Origin of the sequence: Streptomyces sp. Tue6028 (assembly GCF_002300165.1) — a bacterium.
GTDB lineage: Bacteria > Actinomycetota > Actinomycetes > Streptomycetales > Streptomycetaceae > Streptomyces > Streptomyces siamensis.
In genome coordinates this window covers 197,166-220,050 of the sequence record NZ_MLCE01000026.1, presented here as the reverse complement: position 1 = coordinate 220,050, position 22,885 = coordinate 197,166, and the positions used below count along the sequence as shown (strand labels likewise).

Sequence of the window (22,885 nt, the reverse complement as noted above, 5' to 3'; positions counted from 1 at the left end):
GCTGCTATTCGCTCAACCCAACCGGTGAGGTCGGTGGGACATGAGGCGCTGAGTGAATAACTGATGTGGTGTGGCGGTTCCCTTGCCGGAACGGCGGAGGTGCTCACCGTGTCGCTCGCGGGTCGGACGGCGGGGCGAGTGACACGGCAGCCTCCCCACGCTCGCTCGCGAAGGGGATGCGGAGGCGAAGGGTTGACGGGTTTCGGGAGTGTCCGCGAAGTCGCCCAATTCGCCTTCAGCGTGAGGCTCGTGGTGAGAGCACCCACTCACCGGACAGGCGTGGCTTCGCGGACCCCCTTGAGTGTTGGCGCGGCCGCAGAGCCTACTCGTCGAGGCTCCAATACGCGTTGCACGTGTACGCGGAGCCTGCCGTTGCGCTGGCCTTGGCCGTTTGTCGGGCGAAGGCGTAATCCTTGTTCTCGGCGTTGCCTATTCGCGCCGTCGCATGGTGCATCTTCGAGCCATGGAAGTAGTGGGAGAAACAGCGCTTGCCGCCGGTCGTCAGCTCCCAGCCATAGGTCCAGGAGCCACCACCGACGTCCTTGGTGTGAGTCTCACCGCTCGCCGACCTCAACGATGAGTTGATGTTGATGACGGCCATGCCTGACTTCGCGGGCTTCAGTTCAGCCGCGCCGGCCGACGCAGCCGGGGCGATGACGGCTCCGGCGGTCAGGGCCGCGGCGGCTGCGGCAAACAGCACGGACTTACGAAGAGCTTTCAAGGTCAACCCCGTTTTGTGTGGGTAGCGTTGGATCGCCTGGAGCGATAACTGACTCCAACTAGGCCTTGGTCAATGGGCAGTTGAGGTCAGTACCCGCATACGGTATGTCCGCTTCCACGGCCGTCTCAAGATCCCCATTCCGTTGTGGATGTCACACGGAAGACAGCAACCGATGCAGTCCTCGCAGCCTCGACCAGAGGCCGACCGTGGATACCCGATTGCTGCCATTACAGATGCCGCGGCATCGCAACCAGCTCCGGGGAGTGGACAGCTTCCACCGCATCGCGCAGGCGCTCGACAGGGCAGCTTCCCTGCCTCGCTCCTCTCTCCAATGCGGCCGGCGCCACCTGGCGGCTCGCCTACGTCCTTCCCCGACGCGTAGTCACCAGCCGCAACCACCTCGTGGAAGAACTGGGACTCAATTCCGATTCCGCGGCCAAGCGACATCCATCGCTGACATCAACGTCGGTGAACAGCACCGGAGTCCAGCAGCTCAGCCGGGACTGGGCGTCCTGGGCGGCGGTGCGCCAATGGGCGCGAAGGGATCGAACTCCGCGGGGAAAACGAGCGAGCTGTGCGCAATGGATCGGGCCTGCTTCTGTGTAGTCGGCCGGTGCTGTCGGTTCTGCGGTGTGTAACTGTCTACCGGTCCCAGCCGCTTCGTGACCGCTGGGCTGGCGAGCGAATGGTGGGGGCGACCCGGGGCGTGGTGGGGCCGACCACAGGCTTCGTGTCCTCACCGTGACCGTGATGGGGCCTCGTGATCGGTCGTTCGGTCGAGGCCGGCGGACTTCCTCAAGGTCAGCAACTGGCGCGTACATGCGCCGGGCGACCAACATGGTGAACTATTCAGGGCGGGTGACACTGGCGCAGGGTGTCGACTTCTCCCAGTAATCTCCAAGTCCGGCTGCTGTAAAAGGACATGACGCCGTGTCCGTGCGTCGTACGGTGAGATGCCGCGACCGTTCACAGCGGTGGTAGTTCAGTTTCTGTGGGATCTGCGGGCAGGTGTGGAATTTCGGGCCGCGTGAACATATGCCATTGGCATATTCCATGCGACATTTCGGCGTCCTTGGCGGTACGGGAATCGATTTCGCGGTATTCGTGACGTTGCGCACTACCGGGCACGGAAACCTAGGCAACTGGCGAATCGTCGGCGACCGTTGATGCCGACATTCCCCCCATGCACCGAAGGCTCCGCCATGCGCGTTTCGTCCGACGTTCCCGTACAGCCCCACGCCGTCACCGTCGCCGAAGTGATTCCCGGTGATCTCCTCGCCCTCTCGGAACAAGAGGTGGCGGAGGACACGTGGCACGTGGTCATGCACACACTTCCGGAAAGCCCGCACACCATTCGGCTGACCCTGCGGCCGCCCCTCGGGGGAATCGATCACGACCAGGTGCTCGAGCGCGACCACCGGGTGACGGTGGCCTGCCGTCGCATGGACGTCTCCGGAATTCCGCGGATCACGTCGGCCGATCTCACCGAGGTGGAGTTCCGTGATGGTGACCGCGTCACCTCGCTGCGCACCGTCGACCCCAAGGCCGTCGAGGAGTCGTACACCCGCCGGTGGGGCCGGTGGCACCGGGACCTGGAGAGCCGGACCGAGGAGCCCGTGCCGGACGCCGTGCTGCGCGAGCGTCTCGACGCCGCGGCCCAGGACGGTCGTGTCGTACGGCACTTCCCCCGGCCGCGGCGCGACGCGGCGGGCGGGGCAGGCACGCCCCGGCGGGTCGTCGTCACCGGCCTCGGTGCGGTCACGCCACTTGGCATCGGCGTCGAGGAGCTCTGGCAGGGGCTGGTGGAAGGCCGCTGCGGGATACGGGAGCTGGAGGGCGAGGAGTTCGCCGAACTGCCCGTACGGGTGGCGGGCAGCGTCCCCGTCGACCCGGCCGGGCTACTGCCGCGGCCGCAGGCGCGGCGGATGAACCGCGCCGCCCAGCTGGCGGTGCTCGCCGCGCGCGAGGCGTGGCAGAACGCCGGGTTCGACGTGGCCGGCACCGCCGAGAGCGGGCTGGACCCCGAGCGCGTCGGTGTGAGCGTCGGCGCCATCCTCGGCGACGCCTCCGTGCTGGTCGGCGGTGACCGCAAGCTCCGCGACAAAGGGCCTCGCGCCGTGTCACCGCTGACCACGCCGATGACGGTGCCCTCGCAGGCCGCCTCCCAGGTGTCGCTCGCACTGCGGATCACGGGCGAGGCCCGCACGGTGACCAGCGCGTGCGCGTCCGGCACCGAGGCCATCGGGCAGGCCATCGACCGCATCCGGTACGGGCACGTCGACGTGGCCCTCGCAGGTGGCGCCGAGGCCGTGGTCACCCCGGCGATCATGGCCTCGTTCGCGGCGATGCGCGCCCTGTCCACCCATGGGCTCGGCGCCACCAGCCCGTCGCGGCCCTTCGCCAAGGACCGTGACGGCTTCGTCAACGGCGAGGGGGCGGGCTTCCTGCTGCTGGAGTCCGAGGAGCACGCGCGCGCACGGGGCGCGCGGATCTACTGCGAGGCCGCCGGCTGGGGGCTGTCGGCCGACGCCCACCACATGGCGGCGCCGGACCCGTCGGGCAGTGGTGTCGCGCTCGCGCTGCGCCGGGCGGTACGGGACGCGGGCGCCCACGCGGTGGACGTCGTGCACGTCAACGCCCATGCCACCGCCACCACGGACGGCGACCTCGCCGAGGCGAGCGCTCTGCGTGCCGTACTCGGCGGGGACGTCCCGGTGACCGCGCTCAAGGGGCACCTCGGTCATCTCCAGGGCGCGGCGGGCGGGGTGGAGGCGGTGGCCACCGTCCTCACGCTCCATCACGGCCTGATCCCGCCGACCATCGGCTGCGAGGAGCAGGACGACGCCATCGAGCTGGACGTGGTCACCAAGGCTCCCCGTGCCCTTCCGGCCCTCGGCGACCTGGCGCTCAGCAACTCCTTCGGCTTCGGCGGCCACAACGCGGTACTGGCCCTGCGCCGCACGGCCTGACCCCGGACCCGTCGGACCACGCCTACGCGGGAGGGGCGCCCGGGCGTATGGGGCGCCCACCTGCGAGGGCGGGTCCTCCGGGTGTAGGGGGTCGGCCTCCGGAGGGGCTAACGGTCCGGTCCGTCGGGCCACGGGAACCCCTGCCCGGACCCCTGGAGCGGGCCTCGCGGCAACGGTCCCCACGGGCCCCGGCCCGGGGCCGGTCTCCGCACGGCTCCGCCCGCGGCGCGCCCGCCGAGCCCGTCGAGCCCGTCGACCCCGCCCTCAGGCGGAAGCCCGCTTGCGTCCCGTCGTCTTCTTCGCGGCCGTCTTCTTGGCGGCGGTCTTCTTGGCCGCCGCCTCCTTGCCGGTGCTCTTGGCGGTCTTGGACGTGCTCTTGGACGCCGTGCCGGACGCCGTCTTCTGGCTGGTCGACTTCCGGGCCGTCGACTTCTGCGCCGTCGACTTGTGCGCCGCCGACTTCTGGGCCGTGGTCTTCCTGGCCGCCGTCCGCTTCGTCGACGTGGACTTCTTGCCGCCGACCTCCTTGGGGGCCGTACGGGCGGACTTGCGGCGGGCCGGGAGCGGGGTGACCTCCGCCTCCCCGCCCGCTTCCGCCGCACCCGCTTCCCCGCCGGCCGCCTCGCCCCGCGACTCCTTGGCCACGCGCACGCTCTTCTCCAGCGCGGCCATCAGGTCCAGCACCTTGCCGCCGCCCGCCTCGCGCTCGGGCATGCTGGGCGCCTCCACGCCGGAGGCCTTGGCGGTGATGAGTTCCTCGACGGCTTCGCGGTAGTCGTCGTGCAGGTCTTCGAGGTCGACCTCGCCGAGGGTGTCCATCAGCGCGTCGGCGAGGTCCAGTTCCTGCTCGCGGACGGTGACGCCGGTGTCCGGGGCGACCTCGTCCGTGGCGCGGATCTCGTCCGGCCAGAGAAGGCCGTGCATGGCGATGACGTCGTCGACGACCCGCAGCATGCCCAGCCGCTCGCGCCCGCGCAGGGCGAACTTGGCGATGGCGACCTTGTTGCTGCGCTTCAGGGCCTCGCGCAGCAGGGTGTACGGCTTGGCGGCGGGCACGCCGTTGGCGGAGAGGTAGTACGCGGTGTCCATCTGGAGCGGGTCGATCCGGTCGGCCGGCACGAAGGCGACGATCTCGATGGTCCGGGCGGTGGGGATCGGCAGTGAGGCCAGGTCCTCGTCCGTGATCGGGATGAGCGTGCCGTCGGCATCCTCGTACGCCTTGCCGATCTCCGGGGTCGTGACCTCGCGGTCCTCCAGTTCGCAGACCTTGCGGTAGCGGATCCTGCCACCGTCGTCGGTGTGGATCTGGCGGAAGGAGATCGAGTGGCTCTCCGTGGCGTTCACGAGCTTGATGGGGATGCTGACCAGGCCGAAGGAGATGGCGCCGTTCCAGATGGATCGCACGTGCGGCATCCTTCCGATCGATATCCGATATCAGCCGGTTTCGTGGGATTCTCATCGTATGACGCCGATCACGGAGGTGGAGGGGCGAAGGCTCGCGCTCAGCAACCTGGAGAAGGTCCTCTATCCCGCCACCGGCTTCACCAAGGGCGAGGCGCTGCACTACTGCGCGACGGTGGCGGACGCCCTGCTCCCGCACCTGCGCGACCGGCCGGTGTCCTTCCTGCGCTACCCGGACGGGCCCGAGGGCCAGGTCTTCTTCACCAAGAACGTGCCGCCGGGTACGCCCGGCTGGGTCACGACCGCCGAGGTGCCGCGCATGGAGGGACCCGCCCGCATGGTCCTGGTCCAGGACCTCGCCTCGCTGATGTGGGCGGCGAACCTGGTGACCGAGTTCCACACGCCGCAGTGGACCATCGGCACGCCCGGGATCGCCGACCGGCTGGTCCTCGACCTGGACCCGGGGGCGCCGGCGACGGTGGTCGAGTGCTGCGAGGTGGCCCTGTGGCTGCGGGAGCGGCTGGGCGAGGACGGGATCGAGGCGTACGCGAAGACGTCGGGGGCCAAGGGGCTGCATCTGCTCGCCCCTGTGGCGCCGACGCCGTCCGAGGACGTCAGCGCGTACGCGAAGGAACTCGCCGTCGAGGCCGAGCGGGCGATGCCGGGGCGGGTCACGCACCGCATGACGAAGAACCTGCGGCCGGGCAAGGTGTTCGTCGACTTCAGCCAGAACGCGGCGCGCAAGACCACGGCGACGCCGTACACGCTGCGCGCGCGGCCCGAGCCCACCGTGTCCACGCCGGTGACGTGGGACGAGGTCGCGTCCTGCACGCGGGCGTCACAGCTCGCCTTCCTCGCTCCGGACGTCGTGCCGAGGCTGGAGCGGTACGGGGATCTGCTGGCGCCCCTGTTCGACGCGGGGCGGGCGGCCGCCCTGCCGTGACGGCCCAGGGCGGCGCTTCGCCGCCCTAAACGCGCAGCCAGGTGTGGCGGTCGCGGGCCATGGCGTGGAGGGCCTCGACGTCGGCCGGCTTCAGGACGCCGCCGAGGCGGGCGAGGTTCGACAAGTCGGCGTCCTGGAGGATGCGGATCTCCCGCGGTGGTGCCACGACGTCCAGGGTGGCGGGGCCCGCCACGGCCAGCACGGGGTGGACCTCGGCGGTCAGCGCGTACGCGGCGCGGTCGGCGTCCGCGCGGAGCCGGCGCAGCAGCGGACGCGGTTCGTGGCGGCCGACGGTGACCATGGGGTCGGTGACGAGGACGCGCTGTTTGCGCGCGTAGAGGGTGCGTACGGCGAAGATGCCGGCCGGGCCGACGACCAGGTGGTGGATGCGTTCGCCGCCGGGCAGGGGCACGGAGTGGAGGGTGTGCCACCCCGCGCCCTCCATCCGGTCCAGGGCCTCGCCGACCGCCTGCTCGGCGGCGAGCGCGCGGCGCCGCGGGTCGGGCCGCAGGCGGCGTGGCGGGCCGGGGTCTCGGTCGAGGGCGACCACCAGGGCCTCGCCGGGCCGGTTGGGCGCGAGGTCGTCGTCGGGGTGGAGGGTCAGCCGGGCCAGCTCGGCCGGGGTCGGGACGGGCGGCGGGCCCACCGTCACGGGGCCGGACAGGAACGGGCCGAGCGCGTCGAGCACGTCCTCGCGCCGGTCCTCGCTGAGCAGGTTGACCCGGGCCGTCTCGCGGTCGTACCAGGCGACGTTCCTGCCGTCCGTCAGGCACACGTACAGCCGCTCCTGACCGTGCCGCCAGGTCGGTACGACGCGCAGTCCCTTCATGCACCATCACCCCTTGACCATGGGAACAGGCGGGGTGCTCCAGGGGCAAGAACCCGGATACCTTTGTGGACAGCTGGGGAGTTGGGTGGGAGGCGCCGTTGCGGACCCGCAGGACACAACCCGATGTACCGGCTCCGGACAGCCCGTGGAGCGAGATCGTGCCCGGCCTGTGGATGGGCGGGCACGCGTTCGCGGGCCGCGCCGGGCAGCCGGAATTCGCCGTCGTGCACGACGAGTTCGACCTCGTGCTCACGCTGCTGCGGCTGCCGGGGCACGGGCCGGACCCGGGGATAGAGCACCATGTATGGCCGATTCCGGACGGACCCCTCGACGGTACGCAGCTGGCGGGCGTGATCCGGCTCGCCCAGGCGGCGGACGACGCGCTGGAGGCGGGGCGCCGGGTCCTGGTCCGCTGTTACCACGGCTACAACCGTTCGGGACTGGTCGTGGCGCACGCGCTCGTCCTGGCCGGGCACTCCACCGACGAGGCGATCCGGCTGATACGGAGCCGGCGCTCGCCCTGGGCGCTGCACAACGAGCTCTTCGAGGAGTACCTGCGCGCCGGGCTCGCCACCGCCCGGCTCCTGGAGGAGCTCGCGGAGCCGTGAGCCGGCGGGAGGCTCGTCCGCGACCGCACCCACAGGGGTCGCGCGCGGTCCGACCCGGGCGCGCACCCGATGTCGCCGGGGCAGGCGCACCGCCCGGCAGGAGCGCACGGCACGCGGGAGGACGGGCGCGGCACGCGGGAGGGCGGACGCGGTCCACGGGAGGACGGACGCGGCCCTCGGGACGGCGGCGCGGCCCGGTGGCTGAACAAAAAGGACTTCCATACGAATAAGGTGTATACGGCGACCGATCATCTCGCGCCGTGTCCGCACACCCGTCGCGAACCGGTCGCGGACGGTCACCGCTTCGACGACATCGTTCTCCACGCCGACCCCGTGCCCGAGCGCCTGCGAGCCGGGGTGGCCCGGACGCGGGAGTGCAGTGATCCACAGCCGCCGTGCGCGCACAGCCCTCGGTGCCGCCGCCGCGAGCGCCCTGCTGGTGGCGGCGCCGGCGGGCTGCGGCGACCCGGGCGACCTGCGCGGCGCGGGCGCGACGCCCACCGCCGTCGGCCCGACCCGGCTGTGGCCCCAGCTGCCGCCGGCCTCCACGCCCGCCATCGACTACGGGGAGGCCGACACCGAGACGGTCAAGGGCATCACTGCGCCCGGCGACGACATCCACAAGGTGGACCCGCTCGCCGTGGTGCGCGCGGAGGTCGCCGCGCACCCGGCCGAGTACAGCGGTCCGCACGCGACGTACGCGCAGACCGCCGACCGGCTGAAGGACTGCGGCAAGAAGGGCGCGACCGGCGAGAAGTGCCCGGTCCTCCAGGCGTACTACCGCGATCTGACCGGGGACGGCAAGGACGACATGGTGCTCGGCATCCGCTTCCCCGCGGACCAGCTCGCGGTGCGCGTCTACACGTTCCTGGACCACAGGCTGGTGCAGGTGATGGGGACCGCGGACAGAGTGGTCAGCGTGGAGCTCGCGGGCCGCCAGGTGATCATCCGCTCGCCGTCGACACTGCCGGGCTACGAGTTCCGCACGGTCTGGAGCTGGGATCCGCACCAGAACGCGATGCTCGCGACGCGGGACGAGATCCTCCGCGTCGGGCCTCCCACCGGGGCCGCCACACCCACGCCCTCCGCCACTCCCTCCGCCACACCCACACCCTCCGCCGCGCCCCCGGCCCCGCCGTCCGCGTCGGCAGGCACGCCCGCGCCGTCCGCGAGGGCCTCATGAGGCGGCCCCTCCTGCGTCTGCCGCGCTGGACCGCCACCCTCACCTGGAAGGCGGCCGCCTTCATCACGGTGATCTGCTGCGGCCTGGCCGCGCTCCTCGGGATCCTCGTGCACGTCTCGGTGACCAACCAGACGGTCGGCGAGGCACGCGGGCGCGCGCTCGACCGGCTCACGGACGTGACGGCCGCGTACGAGGCGGGCGACCGGCTGCCGGCCGGCGCGGGCGTCGACCCGCCCGGGCTGCCGGTCACGCTGCGCGCGCTGGCGGCGGGTGGGAAGCGCGGCACGATGGTCGCCGACCGGACGGCGCACCCCACCATGTGGGCGGCCGGGCCCGCGGACGGGGGACGCGCGCTCGCCGTCCAGTACGACTACGCGCAGGGCGCGCACACCATCGAGACCCTGGACCGGTCGATCGTGTGGTCTTCGGCGCTGGCGATCGGCGCGACGCTGCTGGTCGGCTCGTTCGCGGTGACGCGGGTGACGCGACGGCTGCACGCGACGGCCCTGGTGGCGCGGCGGATCAGCGCGGGTGATCTGGACGCCCGCGTGAACGACCCGTGCGCGCAGGACCCCACGCGCCCGCAGGACGAGGTGGCCGCCGTCGCGGGGGCCCTCGACACCATGGCGTCGTCGCTCCAGAGCAAGCTGCTGAGCGAGCAGCGCTTCACCGCCGACGTGGCGCACGAACTGCGCACCCCGCTGACCGGGCTGCACGCGGCGGCCGAACTGCTGCCGCCGGGACGGCCGACGGAGCTGGTGCGCGACCGGGTGGCGGCACTGCGCACGCTCACCGAGGACCTGCTGGAGATCTCCCGCCTGGACGCGCGCAGCGAACGCCTCGACCTGGACTCGGAGCAGCTCGCCCCGCTGGCCGAGCGGGTGGTGCGCGCGTCCGGGACGGACACCGAGGTCAGGGTCGTACGGGACGCGCGGGTGGAGACCGACCGGCGGCGGCTGGAGCGGGTGCTCGGCAATCTCGTGGCGAACGCGCACAACCACGGCGCGGGCCCGGTGATGCTGACGGTGGACGGGCCGGTCGTCACGGTGCGGGACCACGGCGAGGGCTATCCGGACTACCTGCTGGATCACGGGCCGCAGCGCTTCCGCACGGAGGGCGGGGCGAAGGGACACGGGCTCGGGCTGACGATCGCCCTGGGCCAGTCCGAGGTGCTGGGCGCCCGGCTGCTGTTCGCCAACGCCCCCGACGGCGGCGCGGTGGCGACGCTGACGCTCCCTCAGTCCGGTCCCTCCTGAGCGCCGCACCCGCACCCGGCCCCGCGGACGACCGTACGGAGCAGCCCGGTCCCCGATGGCGCAGCGTGACCTGCGTGCGCCCGACTCCGCTCCTAATGTGGCGATAAGTCAGATCCGCGCCTACTCGGAGGAGTCCCCCATGTTCCTGCGGTCCACGTGCAGCAGGCTCGGCATAGCGGTCGCCGCCGCGAGCCTCTTCGCCCTCGCCGGAGCCGGCCCCGCCCTCGCCGACGAGGCGATGACCTCGGGGCTCGACGTCGGCCTCAGCCAGGAGGCCGATGCCACCTTCGACACGGGCATCGGGCGCAGCATCGGCTTCGACGACGAGTTCGGCTTCGGGTTCAGCGGCATCGACGCGGGGTTCGTGACCCGGGGCAGGGTCGACGCCCCCCGCGGGCTGGCGCTGCGCAGCGACCCGTTCCGCGGCGGGCGGTTGATCCGTATCGCCCGGCACGGCGAGCCGGTCGGGATCTTCTGCAGGACCAATGGCGAGCCGGTCGACGGCGACACGATCTGGTACCTGCTCGCCGACGGCACCTGGTCCTGGGCCCCGGCCCGTTCCATCGAGACCTTCGGCGTCACGCCCCCGTGGTGCTGAGTTCCGGCTCACCGGTGTACCTCACCGGGATCGCACCCCGTGAGGTACACCGGAACAGCCCGTTTATCACTACATAACGGGACATCAGGTTCACCGCTTGCTACGTTCCGGACATGATCCAGCCCGGACTGCCCGGAACGACCGTGGTGGCGGACCCGCCCACCCCGGCCGTACGCCTGCCCCGGCGCCGTGGCATCGAGTTCACCCTCATCGTCGTCGCCGTCCTGCTCTGCGTGTGCGGCTACTGCGCCGTGGGTCTCGCACGGCACGGCACCGTCCCGCCCGGCGCCGCCGGATACGGCGCCGGGCTCGGCGTGCTCGCCCTCCTCGCGCACGTCGCCGTGCGGTTCCGGGCGCCGTACGCCGATCCGCTGCTGCTCCCCATCGCCGTCCTCCTCAACGGTCTCGGACTGATCCTCATCTACCGGCTCGACCTCGACACCCCGGCCGACCAGGCCGCCCCCATCCAGCTGATCTGGTCGACGCTGGGCGTCGCGTTCTTCATCGCGGCCGTGCTCTTCCTGCGCGACCACCGGGTGCTCCAGCGGTACACGTACGTCTCCGTGGTCGCCGCGCTGGGCCTGCTGACGCTGCCGATCTTCTTCCCGGCGGTGAACGGCGCCCGCATCTGGATCAGGATCGCCGGATTCTCCATCCAGCCGGGCGAGTTCGCTAAGGTGCTGCTGGCGGTGTTCTTCGCCGGATACCTCGCCGCCAACCGCAACGCGCTCGCCTACGCGGGCCGCCGGATCTGGCGGTTCGAGCGGCTCCAGCTGCCGGCCGGCCGGGTGCTGGGACCGATCGTCGCGATCTGGCTGCTGAGCGTGGGCGTGCTGGTGCTGGAGCGGGACCTGGGGACGTCCCTGCTGTTCTTCGGGCTGTTCGTGATCCTGCTGTATGTCGCCACCGGACGCACCGGCTGGATCGCCGTCGGGCTGCTGCTGGCCTGCGCGGGCGCGATGGCCGTCGGCCGCCTCGAACCGCATGTGCACGGCCGGGTGCAGGACTGGATGCACCCCTTCGCCTCGATCGAGGCGGGCCAGGGACCCAACCAACTCGCCCAGTCCCTCTTCTCGTTCGCCGCCGGAGGGGTGACCGGTACCGGTCTGGGGCTCGGCCACTCCATCCTGATCGGCTTCGCCGCCAAGTCGGACTTCATCCTGGCGACCGCGGGCGAGGAGCTGGGGCTGGCCGGCCTGTCGGCGATCTTCCTGCTCTACGCCCTGCTCGTGGAGCGCGGCTACCGGGCGGGCCTCGCGCTGCGCGACCCGTTCGGGCGGCTCCTCGCGATCGGCCTGGCGTCGATCGTCGCGCTCCAGGTGTTCGTGATCGCGGGCGGGGTGACCGGCCTGATCCCGCTGACCGGGATGGCGATGCCCTTCCTCGCGCAGGGCGGCTCGTCGGTCGTCACCAACTGGATCATCGTGGCGCTGCTGATCCGGATCAGCGACGTGGCCCGCAGCCAGTACGACGGGACGGCGGCGCCGTGAACGGCCGGGAGGTCGCGCCATGACCAAGTACATCCGCCGGGCCGCCGGGCTGTGTGCCGTGCTGCTCGTCGCGCTCCTCGTGAACGCCGCCCGCGTCCAGGTCTTCCTGGCCTCGTCCTACGACGACAACGTGGCGAACCGCCGTCAGGCGATCGCACGCTACGAGCAACCGCGCGGGGACATCCTCGTCGACGGCAGGACGGTCACCGGCTCCGCGGACACGGGCGAGCAGCTGCGCTTCGAACGGACGTACACGGACGGCCCGTTGTACGCGCCCGTCACCGGCTTCGCCTCCCAGCTGTACGGGACGACGTTCCTGGAGAACGCGGGCGACGAGATCCTCTCCGGCACCGACCCGATGCTCGCCCCGCTCCCCCTGTGGAACGACGTCACCCGCACCCAGAACCCCGGCGGAAAGATCGTCACCACTCTGAACTCGGCGGCCCAGCGGGCGGCGTACGACGGGCTCGCCGGGCGCCGGGGCGCGGTCGCCGCGGTCGAACCGGCCACGGGGAAGATCCTCGCGCTGGTGTCCACGCCGTCGTACGACCCCGCGGAGCTGTCCGGGACGGGACCGTCGGCGACACGGGCCTGGAACCGGCTGAACGACGCGCCGAGCAAGCCGATGCTCAACCGCGCGATCCGGCAGACGTATCCGCCCGGGTCGACGTTCAAGGTGGTGACCGCCGCCGCGGCGCTGGACGCGGGCGTGGTGAGGGACCTCGACGCGCGGACCGAGTCGCCCGACCCCTACCGGCTCCCCGGCACGACGACCTCGCTCACCAATGAGGTCGACGGCTGCGAGAACGCCTCCGTGCGGTACGCCTTCGAATGGTCCTGCAACTCGGTCTTCGCGAAGCTGGGAGTGGACATCGGCCTCGGCGACATGACGCGCGCGGCGACGGACTTCGGCTTCAACGACCGGAAGCTGAAGATCCCGTTCTCCGTCTCGCCGAGCAACTTCGACCTGACGCTCGACAGGGCGCAGCTGGCGCTCTCCTCCATCGGACAGTTCGACACCCGGGCGACTCCCCTGCAGATGGCGATGATCTCGTCGGCCGTCGCGGGCGGCGGCTCGGTCAAGGCGCCGTACCTGGTGGAGCGGACGACCACGCAGGGGGGCCGCACGGTCGCCACGACCGGGCAGCGGACCCTCCACCAGGCGATGAGCCCGGCGACCGCGCAGCAGATGCGCGAGCTCATGACCGACGTCGTGCGCGAGGGCACCGGCAGGAACGCCGCCATTCCCGGCGCCACCGTCGGCGGCAAGACCGGCACCGCCCAGCACGGGATCGGCAACTCCGGGGTGCCGTACGCATGGTTCATCTCCTGGGCGCAGGCCGAGGGCTCGCTGGAGCCGGCGGTGGCCGTCGCGGTCGTCGTCGAGGACGCGGCCGCCGACCGCGGGGAGATCAGCGGCGGCGGGAACGCGGGGCCGATCGCCAAGGCGGTGATGAAGGCGGTGCTCGGGTTCTGAGACGGGGGTGTCGCCCGGCACCCACGCCGACCTAACGTTCGGTCATGACTCAGTCTCCTGCCGTGCACGAGCTCGCCCAGGTGAACATCGCCCGTCTCAAGGCCCCTTTGGACTCGCCTCAGTTGAAGGATTTCGTGGAGGCGCTCGACCCGGTGAACGCCGTCGCGGACGCGGCGGACGGCTTCGTCTGGCGGCTGCAGAGCGAGTCGGGCAACGCGACGGACGTCCCCGTGTTCGGGGACGACTGGCTGATCGTCAACATGTCCACCTGGCGCGACACGAACGCGCTGACCGCGTTCATGTACCAGGGGCAGCACCGTGAGCTGCTGGCCCGCCGCCGCGAGTGGTTCGAACGCCTCGACGAGGCGGTGACGGTGCTGTGGTGGGTCCCGGCGGGGCACCGGCCGACCGTGCGGGAGGCCGAGGCCCGTCTCCTCCACCTGCGTGAGCACGGGCCGACGGCGCACGCGTTCACCCTGCGGACGTCGTTCCCTCCGCAGGGCTAGGGGGTTTCGGTACGCGGCCCGGTGCGGGCGCCGTCGATTTCCGCCCGCGGTGCGGGGGCCGGTGCCGTCGATGCGACGGGGTCGGCCGGGACCGCCCCGGTCCGGCCGGTCAGGACTGCGCGCCCTGCTCGACGGCGTCCGCCACCTCGGCGACGCGTTCCTTCTCCTCCTCGGCGAACCGCCGCGCGTCCAGTTGTTCGGCGATCTCCTCGTCCTGGGCCATCAGCAGGTCCAGGTTGGAGTCGCCCATCTCGAAGACGCCCATGTCGACGTAGGCCTGCTGGAGGCGTTTGCCCCACAGACCGATGTCCTTGACGCAGGGGACGATGCGGCTGAAGAGCAGCCGGCGGAACAGGTGCAGGAACTCGGACTGCTCGCTGTACTCCTCGGCCTCGGCCTTCGGGATGCCGAAGTTCTCCAGGACCTCGGTGCCGCGCAGCCGGTCCCGCATCAGGTAGCAGCCCTCGATGACGAACTCCTCGCGCTCGCGCAGTTCGGCGTCGGAGAGCTGCCGGTAGTGGTCGCGCAGGGCCATGCGGCCGAAGGCGACGTGGCGGGCCTCGTCCTGCATGACGTAGGCGAGGATCTGCTGCGGCAGGGGTTTGTCGGTGGTGTCGCGGATCATGCCGAAGGCGGCGAGGGCCAGCCCCTCGATCAGGACCTGCATCCCGAGGTACGGCATGTCCCAGCGGGAGTCGCGGAGGGTGTCGCCGAGGAGTGCCTGGAGGTTGTCGTTGATCGGGTAGAGCATGCCGATCTTCTCGTGCAGGAAGCGCGCGTAGATCTCCGCGTGACGGGCCTCGTCCATCGTCTGGGTGGCCGAGTAGAACTTGGCGTCGAGGTCGGGGACCGATTCGACGATGCGCGCCGCGCAGACCATCGCGCCCTGTTCACCGTGCAGGAACTGGCTGAACTGCCAGGAGGCGTAGTGCATGCGCAGTTCGCTCTTGTCCCGGTCGGTGAGCTTCGCCCAGTACGGGGTTCCGTACAGCGTCATCGACTCGTCGGGGGTGCCCAGCGGGTCGTACGGGTCGACCTCCAGCGCCCAGTCGATGCGCTTCTGGCCGTCCCACTGCTTGTCCTTGCCCTTCTGGTAGAGGGCGAGCAGCCGGTCGCGACCGTCGTCGTACTCCCAGCTGAAACGTGCCGCCCCGGAGGCCGGAACCTCCCAGCGGGGATCCCCCGCGTCCTTCGCGTACAGCTCATGAGTGGACATACATCGCAGGCTCACACGGGGTAGACGCGTCGTCAACAAGTCGCGCGCAGGGGATTGACGAGCTTGCTGACAAGCAGTCTCATAAGACGTGACCGCCGGTAACTCCTGTAGATCCCGTACGACGAGGTGGGAACAGTCATGACGACGGTGACGGAAGACGCACTCGATGGTCTCCGCGACGCGCTCGGTCGGCTCAAGGACCGGGAACAGGTGGCCGAGCGGCTGCTCGACTCTTCCGCCAAGCACTCCTTCGATCCGGACAAGGAGCTGGACTGGGAGGCGCCCTTCGAGGAGGGCAAGTGGTTCTGGCCCCCGGAGCTCGTGTCCCTGTACGACACCCCGCTGTGGCGGCGGATGAGCGAGGAGCAGCGGATCGCGCTCTCGCAGCACGAGGCCGCGGCCCTGGCGTCGCTGGGGATCTGGTTCGAGATCATCCTCATGCAGCTGCTGGTGCGGCACATCTACGACAAGGCGGCGACGAGCGCGCACGTGCGCTACGCGCTGACCGAGATCGAGGACGAGTGCCGGCACTCGAAGATGTTCGCCCGGCTGATCACGCGCGGTGGAACGCCGTACTACCCGGTCAGCCGCGCCCATCAGAACCTCGGGCGGCTCTTCAAGACCATCTCGACCACGCCCGGGTCCTTCACGGCCACGCTGCTCGGCGAGGAGATCCTCGACTGGATGCAGCGGCTGACCTTCCCGGACGAGCGGGTGCAGACCCTCATCCGCGGCGTCACCCGCATCCACGTGGTGGAGGAGGCCCGGCACGTGCGCTACGCGCGGGAGGAGCTGCGGCGCCAGATGGTGACCGCCCCGCGCTGGTCCCAGGAGTTCACGCGGCTGACCTCCGGCGAGTTCGCGCGCGTCTTCTCGGTCGCCTTCGTCAATCCCGAGGTCTACACGAACGTCGGACTCGACAAGCGCGAGGCGTTGGCCCAGGTCAAGGCCAGTGGCCACCGCCGCGAGGTGATGCAGACCGGCGCCAAGCGGCTGACGGACTTCCTCGACGACATCGGGGTGCTGCGGGGCGCCGGGCGCAGGCTGTGGAAGTCGTCCGGTCTGCTGGCCTGACGCCCGTCCGCCCGGCGTACGATCGCCCGCCCGGGCGGCCACGGGTCCGTACGCCTGTGCCGGCGTTCCGGCCCGGGGCGGTCGCGGGCGCGTGAGGGCTGTCCGTCGCTGTCCGGTTACGCTGCCGGACATGACCTCGCAGGCGCCCACCCCCGCATACCGTCGGCTCAGCGTCGAGGAACGGCGCAGCCAGCTCCTCGACGCGGCGCTGTCGCTGTTCGCCCAGCGAGCGCCCGAGGAGGTCTCGCTGGACGACGTGGCGGAGGCGGCCGGGGTGTCACGGCCCTTGGTGTACCGGTACTTCCCGGGCGGCAAGCAGCAGCTGTACGAGGCCGCCCTGCGGTCCGCCGCGGAGGAGCTGGAGCAGTGCTTCGCGGAGCCGCCGCAGGGGCCGCTCACCCAGCGGCTCGGGCGGGCCCTCGACCGCTATCTCGCCTTCGTCGACGAGCACGACGCCGGGTTCAGCGCCCTGCTCCAGGGCGGCAGTGTCGTGGAGACGTCCCGGACCACGGCCATCGTGGACGGGGTGCGCCGGGCCGCCGCCCAGCACATCCTCGATCATCTGGCCGTCCGCGATCCCGGGCCGCGGCTGCGCATGACCGTGCGGATGTGGATCACCGCCGTGGAGGCCGCCTCGCTGATCTGGCTGGACGAGGACAAGGAGCCGCCGCTCGACGAGCTGCGGGACTGGCTCGTGGAGCAGTTCGTCGCGACGCTCGCGGCGGGTGCGGGCCGGGACGCGCAGACCGCGGCGGTGGTGAAGGCGGCACTGGCCATGGAGACGGCGGACGGGGCGGTGGGCTCGCTGGCCCGCCGCGTGATCCCGGTGCTCGGGGACGCCGCGCACCTGCTGTGACGCGCGTGCCGCCGCGGCCGGGGCGCTCATGGGCCGGTGCGACCGCTGCGTTTGTGACACTGGGGGCGTGAAGAGCCAAGACACCCCCTTCGTGGGCGGCCCCCTCGACGGGCGGGTGCTGCCGATCCTGCTCGGACCGACCGGACATCCGCCGAAGACCTACCGCGTCCCGGTGCCGGACAAGGACGGCGGCCCGCCCACCGTGCTCGTCTACCGGCGTGTCGAAGCGGGCCGCAGCAAGCGGCTCGGGCTGCACCAGGGCTGGAAGTACGAGTACGACCCCGAGGGGAAGCGGGGACGCGGGCCGGTGTGGCCGTGGTCCAGGAACAAGGGCGGGACCACGACCGGGGCCGAGGGCGAAAACGGGGAGACGGCCGGCGGCGCCACGCCGGGCCCCCATGCCGACGAGTGACCTTCTTGGGCCGAAGCGGCCAGTCTGCGCGCGATCGGGATGCGCTCGTCCCATCCTGCCGGTGCGAGGTGGAGGTACCACCCCGGCACCGGAGGTGATGACGTGTCAGGAAGGCTTCTGCGTCTGGTCTGTACGGCGGCGGTCGCGGCCGGGACGCTGCTCGCGCCCACGCCGGCGGCGGCCGTCCCGGAACCGGGCCCGGGTACGGGCACCCAGGCGGACACGTCCGCGGGTACCGCCGGAAAGCGCTCCGTCGCCCAGCTGCTGACGGACCTTCAGCGGCTCTACCGGGACGCGGAACGCGCCACCGAGACGTACAACGGGACCGCGGACAAGCTGAAGAAGCAGCGCGCCGAGGTCACCCGGCTCGACACCGACCTCGCGCAGGCCCGCCTGTCCCTGCACGACAGCCGCGGGGAGGCGGGGCGGCTGGCCCGCCAGCAGTACCAGGGCAGCGGCGAGATCTCCTCGTACGTGCGGCTGCTGCTCGCCCGCGACCCGCAGCACGCCCTCGACCAGGGCCACGTACTCGGGCAGCTGTCGCTGGAGCGCGCCGAGACGGTGCAGCGGGTGACCGGGAGCGAGAAGCGCACGGAGACGCTGGCGCTTGCGGCCCGCAAGGCACTCGACACCCAACTCGGCCTCGCCGAACGGCAGAAGAAGGACCAGGACGATGTGCGCAAGCGGCTCGACGCGGTGCAGGACGTGCTGGCCTCGCTGACCGCCGATCAGCTCGCCGAGCTCGACCGGTTCGAGAAGTCGGGCGTGGCCGCGGCGCAGAAGAAGTTCCTGGCCTCGGGCTCGCTCAGCAGCGCGAAGCCGCCGTCGCGGGAGGGCGAGAAGGCGGTGCGGTACGCCGTGCGACAGATCGGGAAGCCGTACGTGTGGGGTGCCGAGGGCCCGAAGTCCTACGACTGCTCGGGGCTCACCTCGCAGGCGTGGGTCCACGCCGGGGACCCCATCCCCCGGACCAGCCAGGAGCAGTGGGCGCGGCTGCCGCGGATCCCGCTGAGCGAGCTGCGCCCCGGCGACCTGGTGATCTACTTCCCCGAGGCCACCCATGTCGCCCTCTACCTGGGCGACGGCATGGTGGTCCAGGCGCCGCGGCCGGGAACCAACGTGAAGGTGTCACCGATCGCGGCGAACCCGCTGCTCGGCGCGGTCCGCCCCGACCCCGCCGGGAAGCCCCTGCGGCACTACACCCCTCCGAAGCTCCCGGCACCGGCGACGAAGGGCTCGGACACGGGCAACAACAGGACGTCGTAGCCCGCGGCCGACGGTCAGGCGACCCCGGCGACCCCGGTGACCGACACCAGGTACGCCTCAGCCTTCTCCGCCTCGCAGACGCGCGCCCACGGCCCCATGAGCCGTTCGCCTGCAAGACCTCCCCAACAGGAGGGCTCATCGCGGGCCGTGGGCCGTCAAGCTCATGCCGGCCTTTGTCGCACACAGTTGCGATCGCTTTGTCGCCTGGCCGGCCTTGCTCGTCCGCGCCTCAAGGCAGAGCTCGTTGAAGATCGGCAAGGACCGTGTGTGCCAGCTCCGCCGTCCCGCTGGCAGCACCCGTGGCGGCACCCGCGGCTATCGGAGCCAACACACCTTGGATACGCCCCAGCAAGCGACGCAGGCGCCCTACGTCCGGCGCTGATCCCGTCGCCTCCTCCAGAGCGGCTTCCGCATCCTGGCGTACTGCCGCCTCCTCCTCGGCACCGAGCCTGAGATTCTCCAGCGCTTCCAAGACCGAATTCACCGCCGTGGTGAGACGGTCGCCGAGGCCGCCGTCAGCGGTCACATATTGCGTCTGTGACACATCATGGTTGCCGATCGCGATCTGGCTTCCATGTATGGGCCCGTGGAACTGGGGACCGCCCGCACTCGTCATGACCCTGCTCCTCACACGAGTCCGCTGCGGTCTCGCCGGCTCTCGGATGAACACGAACTGTTCCCGACACGCGAATCAGCCGGTGAGGAGCCAGGTGCCTGCAGTTTCCCTGCCAGTTGGGCACGGATCTCCGTAATTGCCGCGTGAACGCGGGCTGTGTCGACCGGGGTGCGACTGAGCTCGGACTGAAGCTCCGCCACTGCCCGCCGGACGGCCTGCTGAGCCCCGATGTCCAATCCCAGTTGATCAAGTCGGGCCAGCAGGTCGTCGAGCGCGCGCAGCAGCTGCTCTTCGACAGAGCGATTCGGCACCGATGAGGCGCTGACTTGGCCGGCCGTGTCCGCCGGCAATGACTTCCCTACCGGCTCACTGGGCAAGGCATTCTTGCCTGACGGGGAATCACCGTCCGGCCGTCGGGGTGTCCGGGCCGCATTCGCCCGATATGACTCGGACGGCCCCTCCACCATGGTCTGAGTCACTGTGCCATTGTTGATCGCCACCTGGCTGTTGGTGATCTCGCCGAGGAACAGCACCATCAAGGTGTCCGGTGTGTCGACACTCGAGGGCTGGGTCGTTCCGGGCAAGGCGCCCGGATCGAGAGGAGACTCTCGCACGGGCTGCGAGGACCGCCGCGGCCCGACGGCCGGTGATGTCCGTGGCGATGACCCGTCCGACCGCGACCCCCGCGCCGGCGTCTCCAGCGACGGCACCTCCACCGACCTCGACCCCCGCGCCGGCGTCTGCGACGACGACACCTCCACCGCCCGCGACCCTCGCACCGTCGTCCGCGGCGACGGCTCCCCCCGCGACGACGTCCGCGGCGACGGCTCCCCCCGCGACGACGTCCGCGGCGACGGCTCCCCCCGCGACGACGTCCGCGGCGACGGCTCCCCCCGCGACGACGTCCGCGGCGACGGCTCCCCCCGCGACGGCGTCCGCGGCGACGGCTCCCCTCGCGACGGCGTCCGCGCCGGCTCCGGAGGCTGCGGCGTGCGCCGCTCCACCACGGACGGCGACGTCTGCGGCTCTGGCTCTGGCTTTGGTTTGGGTCGCAAGCTGGCCATGGAACCCCCCATAGTCCTGGCGCCTCATGACAAGGTAGCGAACGAAGCCCGGCGGCCAGTGCCGTGTGAGGCTGGAGGGTCACAGGTCTCTTGTTCGTCTCGATTTTCGTCTCGGGCAACCTCATACAGAGCCGTCCAGACCGTTCGCACGGCGTCGGCGTGCCACAAGCATCGACTTTCGAAATCAACCATTCCGACCGGCAGTCGGCTGCGCTGCCCCAGTGATCTAGTCGTCAATCACGCACATGGGGCCAAAAGTGGACACGATGCCCGCCTCTGGCTAGGCTCGAATGACGAACGCCACGCCTGAAGAAGCACTGGGCACGCATGGAAGTTGGCGTGGAAATACCGGAGTCAACCGGTTCACCAATGACATTCGGCGTCTTCCAGCGCGACGCACGGCCGACCCCATTGCATGAATCAGCGGTCGGGTGCGGCCCTCGGCGGCAGGCGCACGGAGTCACATGACGGCGCAGTCGAATATTCGCGATGCAGTGCCGCGGCCTGCGTCTTACGCGGGCCGACACTCTCGACAAATATTTCTGGAATCAGTACGGGAGTCTGAGATGCGGAATTTCAGCAGCAAGAGAAAGACACTCGGCCCCGTCGCGGTCGTGGCCTCGCTGACACTCGCCGCATCCCTGGCGACAATCAGCACAGCGCACGCCGCCGTCAAGGTCACTGTCTCTGGAACCGTGAGCTGCGCCAAATTCCCTGATTCAGCACCGAAGACAGTGACGATAACCCCCAAGAAGGGGACCGCCGACTCGGACGAACCGCCCGGCGAGGCCAAGGTCGAGAAGTACACCGTCAGCCTCGGAGGCATTCCGAAGGGCGGCACGGTCGGCACCGCCAAGGTTGTCTGCGCCGACGACGAAGGCGACACGAATACGTACAAGATCAGCAATATCCAGATCAAGAAGCCCGCGAGCGGCTCCCTGACCGTCAACCTCGCATGACTTGATCAAGACTCGATCCAGACTCGGAAGCCCCCGGACGCCGTGTCCAGGGGCTCTGAGTCTCGTACGTGACGGGTCACGCCGGCCGTCTGCGGGCCGTCCGAGGGTGTCCGGCGGCAACCCGGCAGCGAACGGCCGGGGCGCCGGTCAGGCGGATGTCACGCCCCGGCGACCGACGCCAGGTACGCCTCCGCCTTCTCCGGCTCGAAGAAGAAGCTCTCGAAGTCGGCCGGGTTGTCGAAGCCGTTGGCGAAACGGTCCGCCACGGGCTGGAGCTGGCCGGCCGCGCCGATCAGGTTCAGGACGTGCTCCGGCGGCACGCCCAGCATCGCGTTGGTCCACTTCGTGACGTGCTGGGCGGTGTCCCAGTAGCGGTCGAAGGTGGCCTGCATCCACTCCTCGTCGAAGGGCTTGTCGCCCTGTTCGAGGATCGAAGCGAGGTACGCGGCCGCGCACTTGGAGGCCGAGTTGGAGCCCTGGCCGGTGATCGGGTCGTTCGCCACGACCACGTCGGCGACGCCGAGCACCAGGCCGCCGCCGGGCAGCCGGCCGATCGGGTTGCGGACGGTCGGGGCGTAGCGCCCGGACAGCGTGCCGTTCGCGTCGGTCAGTTCGACCTTGGTGGCGCGCGCGTACTCCCAGGGCGTGAACCGCTCCATGAGTTCCAGGGTCAGGGAGAGGTGCTCGGCGGGGTCCTTGACGCCGTTGAAAGCGTCGAGCGGGCCACCGGGGATGCCCTCCCAGAAGAGGATGTCGGCGCGGCCGGAGGTGGTCAGGGTCGGCATCACGAAGAGCTCGCCGACGCCCGGCACCAGGTTGCAGCGGACCGCGTCGAAGTCGGGGTGCTCGGGTCGCGGGCCCAGACCGTGGACGTAGGCGACGGCGAGGGCGCGCTGCGGCTCGCTGAACGGGGAGCGGGAGGCGTCGCGGCCGAACATCGACACCAGCTCGCCCTTGCCGGCCGAGACCAGCACCAGGTCGTAGGTGCGGGAGAAGTAGTCGAGGTCGGAGACCGCGGCGCCGTGGATGACCAGCTGGCCGCCGCGCTGGGCGAACGTCTCCATCCAGCCGGCCATCTTGACCCGCTGGTCGACCGACTGGGCGTACCCGTCGAGCTTGCCCACCCAGTCGATCGCGCGCTGCGAGGGGCCCGGGTCGAAGGAGCCGGGAGCGGCGACCGAGACGCCGAGCCCTTCGATCTTCGGGGCCTGGGTCTCCCAGAAGTTCAGCTGGAGATCGCGCTCGTGCTGCAGGGCCGTGTCGAACATGCACTGCGTCGACATGACACGGCCGGTACGGATCTCGTCCGCCGTCCGGTTCGACATCAGGGTGACCTCGTACCCGTGCGACTGGAGGCCGAGGGCGAGCTGGAGTCCGGACTGACCGGCTCCGACGACGAGTATCTTCCGCATGCGGCTTGTTTCTCCTAGGACCTAGGCGT

Annotated in this window: 21 protein-coding genes; 14 read left to right on the top strand and 7 right to left on the bottom strand. The window is 70.8% G+C overall.

All coding sequences use genetic code 11. From position 1 onward, the window contains the following. Positions 1 to 322: 322 nt before the first annotated feature. A complete protein-coding gene (locus BKI49_RS25665; RefSeq protein ID WP_143658524.1) occupies positions 323 to 727 on the bottom strand; it encodes a lactococcin 972 family bacteriocin in 405 nt (134 codons plus the stop codon). Between the two features lie 1,196 nt (positions 728 to 1,923). Between BKI49_RS25665 and BKI49_RS25660 the strand changes: the two genes are divergently transcribed. Further along, a complete protein-coding gene (locus tag BKI49_RS25660) occupies positions 1,924 to 3,690 on the top strand; it encodes a beta-ketoacyl-[acyl-carrier-protein] synthase family protein (RefSeq protein WP_095936632.1) in 1,767 nt (588 codons plus the stop codon). A gap of 264 nt (positions 3,691 to 3,954) precedes the next feature. Here BKI49_RS25660 and ku read toward each other — a convergent pair whose 3' ends face one another. Continuing rightward, positions 3,955 to 5,094 carry a non-homologous end joining protein Ku gene (ku, locus tag BKI49_RS25655; RefSeq protein WP_441350892.1) on the bottom strand — a complete coding sequence of 380 codons (1,140 nt, stop codon included), beginning with the start codon at positions 5,092 to 5,094 and terminating at the stop codon, positions 3,955 to 3,957. Between the two features lie 58 nt (positions 5,095 to 5,152). Here ku and ligD point away from each other — a divergent pair, with 58 nt between their 5' ends. Beyond that, positions 5,153 to 6,034 (top strand): non-homologous end-joining DNA ligase, encoded by an 882-nt coding sequence (ligD, locus tag BKI49_RS25650; protein ID WP_095936630.1) that lies wholly within the window; start codon positions 5,153 to 5,155, stop codon positions 6,032 to 6,034. Between the two features lie 25 nt (positions 6,035 to 6,059). On the opposite strand, the gene BKI49_RS25645 is transcribed toward ligD, so the two are convergent. Then, positions 6,060 to 6,863 carry a nuclease-related domain-containing protein gene (locus tag BKI49_RS25645; RefSeq protein WP_095936629.1) on the bottom strand — a complete coding sequence of 268 codons (804 nt, stop codon included), beginning with the start codon at positions 6,861 to 6,863 and terminating at the stop codon, positions 6,060 to 6,062. 98 nt (positions 6,864 to 6,961) lie between these two features. Here BKI49_RS25645 and BKI49_RS25640 point away from each other — a divergent pair, with 98 nt between their 5' ends. From BKI49_RS25640 to BKI49_RS25610, 7 genes are all read left to right on the top strand, one after another. Further along, on the top strand, positions 6,962 to 7,471 hold the full coding sequence (locus tag BKI49_RS25640; RefSeq protein WP_095936628.1) for a protein-tyrosine phosphatase family protein: 510 nt from the start codon (positions 6,962 to 6,964) through the stop codon (positions 7,469 to 7,471). Positions 7,472 to 7,850: 379 nt separating this feature from the next. Next, positions 7,851 to 8,654 (top strand): hypothetical protein, encoded by an 804-nt coding sequence (locus BKI49_RS25635; protein WP_095936627.1) that lies wholly within the window; start codon positions 7,851 to 7,853, stop codon positions 8,652 to 8,654. Further along, positions 8,651 to 9,910, top strand: coding sequence for an ATP-binding protein (locus BKI49_RS25630; RefSeq protein WP_095936626.1), 1,260 nt, complete (start codon positions 8,651 to 8,653; stop codon positions 9,908 to 9,910). Before BKI49_RS25635 ends, BKI49_RS25630 begins: the two co-directional genes overlap by 4 nt. Before the next feature lie 55 nt (positions 9,911 to 9,965). Further along, complete coding sequence (locus tag BKI49_RS25625) at positions 9,966 to 10,508, top strand: SH3 domain-containing protein (RefSeq protein ID WP_143658522.1); 543 nt, start codon at positions 9,966 to 9,968, stop codon at positions 10,506 to 10,508. Positions 10,509 to 10,621: 113 nt separating this feature from the next. Then, complete coding sequence (locus tag BKI49_RS25620) at positions 10,622 to 11,998, top strand: FtsW/RodA/SpoVE family cell cycle protein (RefSeq protein WP_095936624.1); 1,377 nt, start codon at positions 10,622 to 10,624, stop codon at positions 11,996 to 11,998. A 19-nt stretch (positions 11,999 to 12,017) separates the two neighbouring features. Then, positions 12,018 to 13,475 (top strand): penicillin-binding transpeptidase domain-containing protein, encoded by a 1,458-nt coding sequence (locus BKI49_RS25615; RefSeq protein WP_095936623.1) that lies wholly within the window; start codon positions 12,018 to 12,020, stop codon positions 13,473 to 13,475. A 44-nt stretch (positions 13,476 to 13,519) separates the two neighbouring features. Continuing rightward, positions 13,520 to 13,981, top strand: coding sequence for a DUF3291 domain-containing protein (locus BKI49_RS25610; RefSeq protein WP_095936622.1), 462 nt, complete (start codon positions 13,520 to 13,522; stop codon positions 13,979 to 13,981). Positions 13,982 to 14,090: 109 nt separating this feature from the next. On the opposite strand, the gene BKI49_RS25605 is transcribed toward BKI49_RS25610, so the two are convergent. Continuing rightward, positions 14,091 to 15,197: a ferritin-like domain-containing protein gene (locus BKI49_RS25605; protein WP_095936621.1), complete on the bottom strand. Its 1,107-nt coding sequence runs from the start codon at positions 15,195 to 15,197 to the stop codon at positions 14,091 to 14,093. 138 nt (positions 15,198 to 15,335) lie between these two features. Between BKI49_RS25605 and BKI49_RS25600 the strand changes: the two genes are divergently transcribed. The 4 genes from BKI49_RS25600 (at position 15,336) to BKI49_RS25585 (ending at position 18,805) form a co-directional block, all read left to right on the top strand. Beyond that, complete coding sequence (locus BKI49_RS25600) at positions 15,336 to 16,271, top strand: AurF N-oxygenase family protein (protein ID WP_095936620.1); 936 nt, start codon at positions 15,336 to 15,338, stop codon at positions 16,269 to 16,271. A gap of 130 nt (positions 16,272 to 16,401) precedes the next feature. Further along, positions 16,402 to 17,127, top strand: coding sequence for a TetR/AcrR family transcriptional regulator (locus BKI49_RS25595; protein WP_095936619.1), 726 nt, complete (start codon positions 16,402 to 16,404; stop codon positions 17,125 to 17,127). 67 nt (positions 17,128 to 17,194) lie between these two features. Then, positions 17,195 to 17,539 (top strand): hypothetical protein, encoded by a 345-nt coding sequence (locus tag BKI49_RS25590; protein WP_095936618.1) that lies wholly within the window; start codon positions 17,195 to 17,197, stop codon positions 17,537 to 17,539. A 102-nt stretch (positions 17,540 to 17,641) separates the two neighbouring features. Next, positions 17,642 to 18,805, top strand: a complete 1,164-nt coding sequence (locus BKI49_RS25585) for a C40 family peptidase (RefSeq protein ID WP_095936617.1) — start codon at positions 17,642 to 17,644, stop codon at positions 18,803 to 18,805. 229 nt (positions 18,806 to 19,034) lie between these two features. Here BKI49_RS25585 and BKI49_RS25580 read toward each other — a convergent pair whose 3' ends face one another. Together BKI49_RS25580 and BKI49_RS35115 are read right to left on the bottom strand one after the other, a co-directional pair. Beyond that, a complete protein-coding gene (locus BKI49_RS25580; RefSeq protein WP_095936616.1) occupies positions 19,035 to 19,421 on the bottom strand; it encodes a hypothetical protein in 387 nt (128 codons plus the stop codon). An 11-nt stretch (positions 19,422 to 19,432) separates the two neighbouring features. Beyond that, positions 19,433 to 19,957, bottom strand: a complete 525-nt coding sequence (locus BKI49_RS35115; protein ID WP_143658520.1) for a hypothetical protein — start codon at positions 19,955 to 19,957, stop codon at positions 19,433 to 19,435. Positions 19,958 to 21,051: 1,094 nt separating this feature from the next. Here BKI49_RS35115 and BKI49_RS35110 point away from each other — a divergent pair. Beyond that, positions 21,052 to 21,444: a hypothetical protein gene (locus BKI49_RS35110; protein WP_143658518.1), complete on the top strand. Its 393-nt coding sequence runs from the start codon at positions 21,052 to 21,054 to the stop codon at positions 21,442 to 21,444. A gap of 158 nt (positions 21,445 to 21,602) precedes the next feature. Here the strand turns inward: BKI49_RS35110 and BKI49_RS25570 are convergent, their stop codons facing one another. Beyond that, positions 21,603 to 22,856 carry a styrene monooxygenase/indole monooxygenase family protein gene (locus tag BKI49_RS25570; protein WP_095936614.1) on the bottom strand — a complete coding sequence of 418 codons (1,254 nt, stop codon included), beginning with the start codon at positions 22,854 to 22,856 and terminating at the stop codon, positions 21,603 to 21,605. Between the last annotated feature and the right edge of the window lie 29 nt (positions 22,857 to 22,885).

Excerpts from the sequence above, each read along its gene's own strand:
- BKI49_RS25660 (WP_095936632.1), top strand. The coding sequence starts at position 1,924 with ATGCGCGTTTCGTCCGACGTTCCCGTACAGCCCCACGCCGTCACCGTC.
- ligD (WP_095936630.1), top strand. The coding sequence starts at position 5,153 with ATGACGCCGATCACGGAGGTGGAGGGGCGAAGGCTCGCGCTCAGCAAC.
- BKI49_RS25645 (WP_095936629.1), bottom strand. The coding sequence starts at position 6,863 with ATGAAGGGACTGCGCGTCGTACCGACCTGGCGGCACGGTCAGGAGCGG.
- BKI49_RS25630 (WP_095936626.1), top strand. The coding sequence starts at position 8,651 with ATGAGGCGGCCCCTCCTGCGTCTGCCGCGCTGGACCGCCACCCTCACC.
- BKI49_RS25625 (WP_143658522.1), top strand. The coding sequence starts at position 9,966 with ATGGCGCAGCGTGACCTGCGTGCGCCCGACTCCGCTCCTAATGTGGCG.
- BKI49_RS25620 (WP_095936624.1), top strand. The coding sequence starts at position 10,622 with ATGATCCAGCCCGGACTGCCCGGAACGACCGTGGTGGCGGACCCGCCC.
- BKI49_RS25615 (WP_095936623.1), top strand. The coding sequence starts at position 12,018 with ATGACCAAGTACATCCGCCGGGCCGCCGGGCTGTGTGCCGTGCTGCTC.
- BKI49_RS25610 (WP_095936622.1), top strand. The coding sequence starts at position 13,520 with ATGACTCAGTCTCCTGCCGTGCACGAGCTCGCCCAGGTGAACATCGCC.
- BKI49_RS25605 (WP_095936621.1), bottom strand. The coding sequence starts at position 15,197 with ATGTCCACTCATGAGCTGTACGCGAAGGACGCGGGGGATCCCCGCTGG.
- BKI49_RS25600 (WP_095936620.1), top strand. The coding sequence starts at position 15,336 with ATGACGACGGTGACGGAAGACGCACTCGATGGTCTCCGCGACGCGCTC.
- BKI49_RS25595 (WP_095936619.1), top strand. The coding sequence starts at position 16,402 with ATGACCTCGCAGGCGCCCACCCCCGCATACCGTCGGCTCAGCGTCGAG.
- BKI49_RS25580 (WP_095936616.1), bottom strand. The coding sequence starts at position 19,421 with ATGACGAGTGCGGGCGGTCCCCAGTTCCACGGGCCCATACATGGAAGC.
- BKI49_RS35115 (WP_143658520.1), bottom strand. The coding sequence starts at position 19,957 with ATGGTGCTGTTCCTCGGCGAGATCACCAACAGCCAGGTGGCGATCAAC.
- BKI49_RS35110 (WP_143658518.1), top strand. The coding sequence starts at position 21,052 with ATGCGGAATTTCAGCAGCAAGAGAAAGACACTCGGCCCCGTCGCGGTC.
- BKI49_RS25570 (WP_095936614.1), bottom strand. The coding sequence starts at position 22,856 with ATGCGGAAGATACTCGTCGTCGGAGCCGGTCAGTCCGGACTCCAGCTC.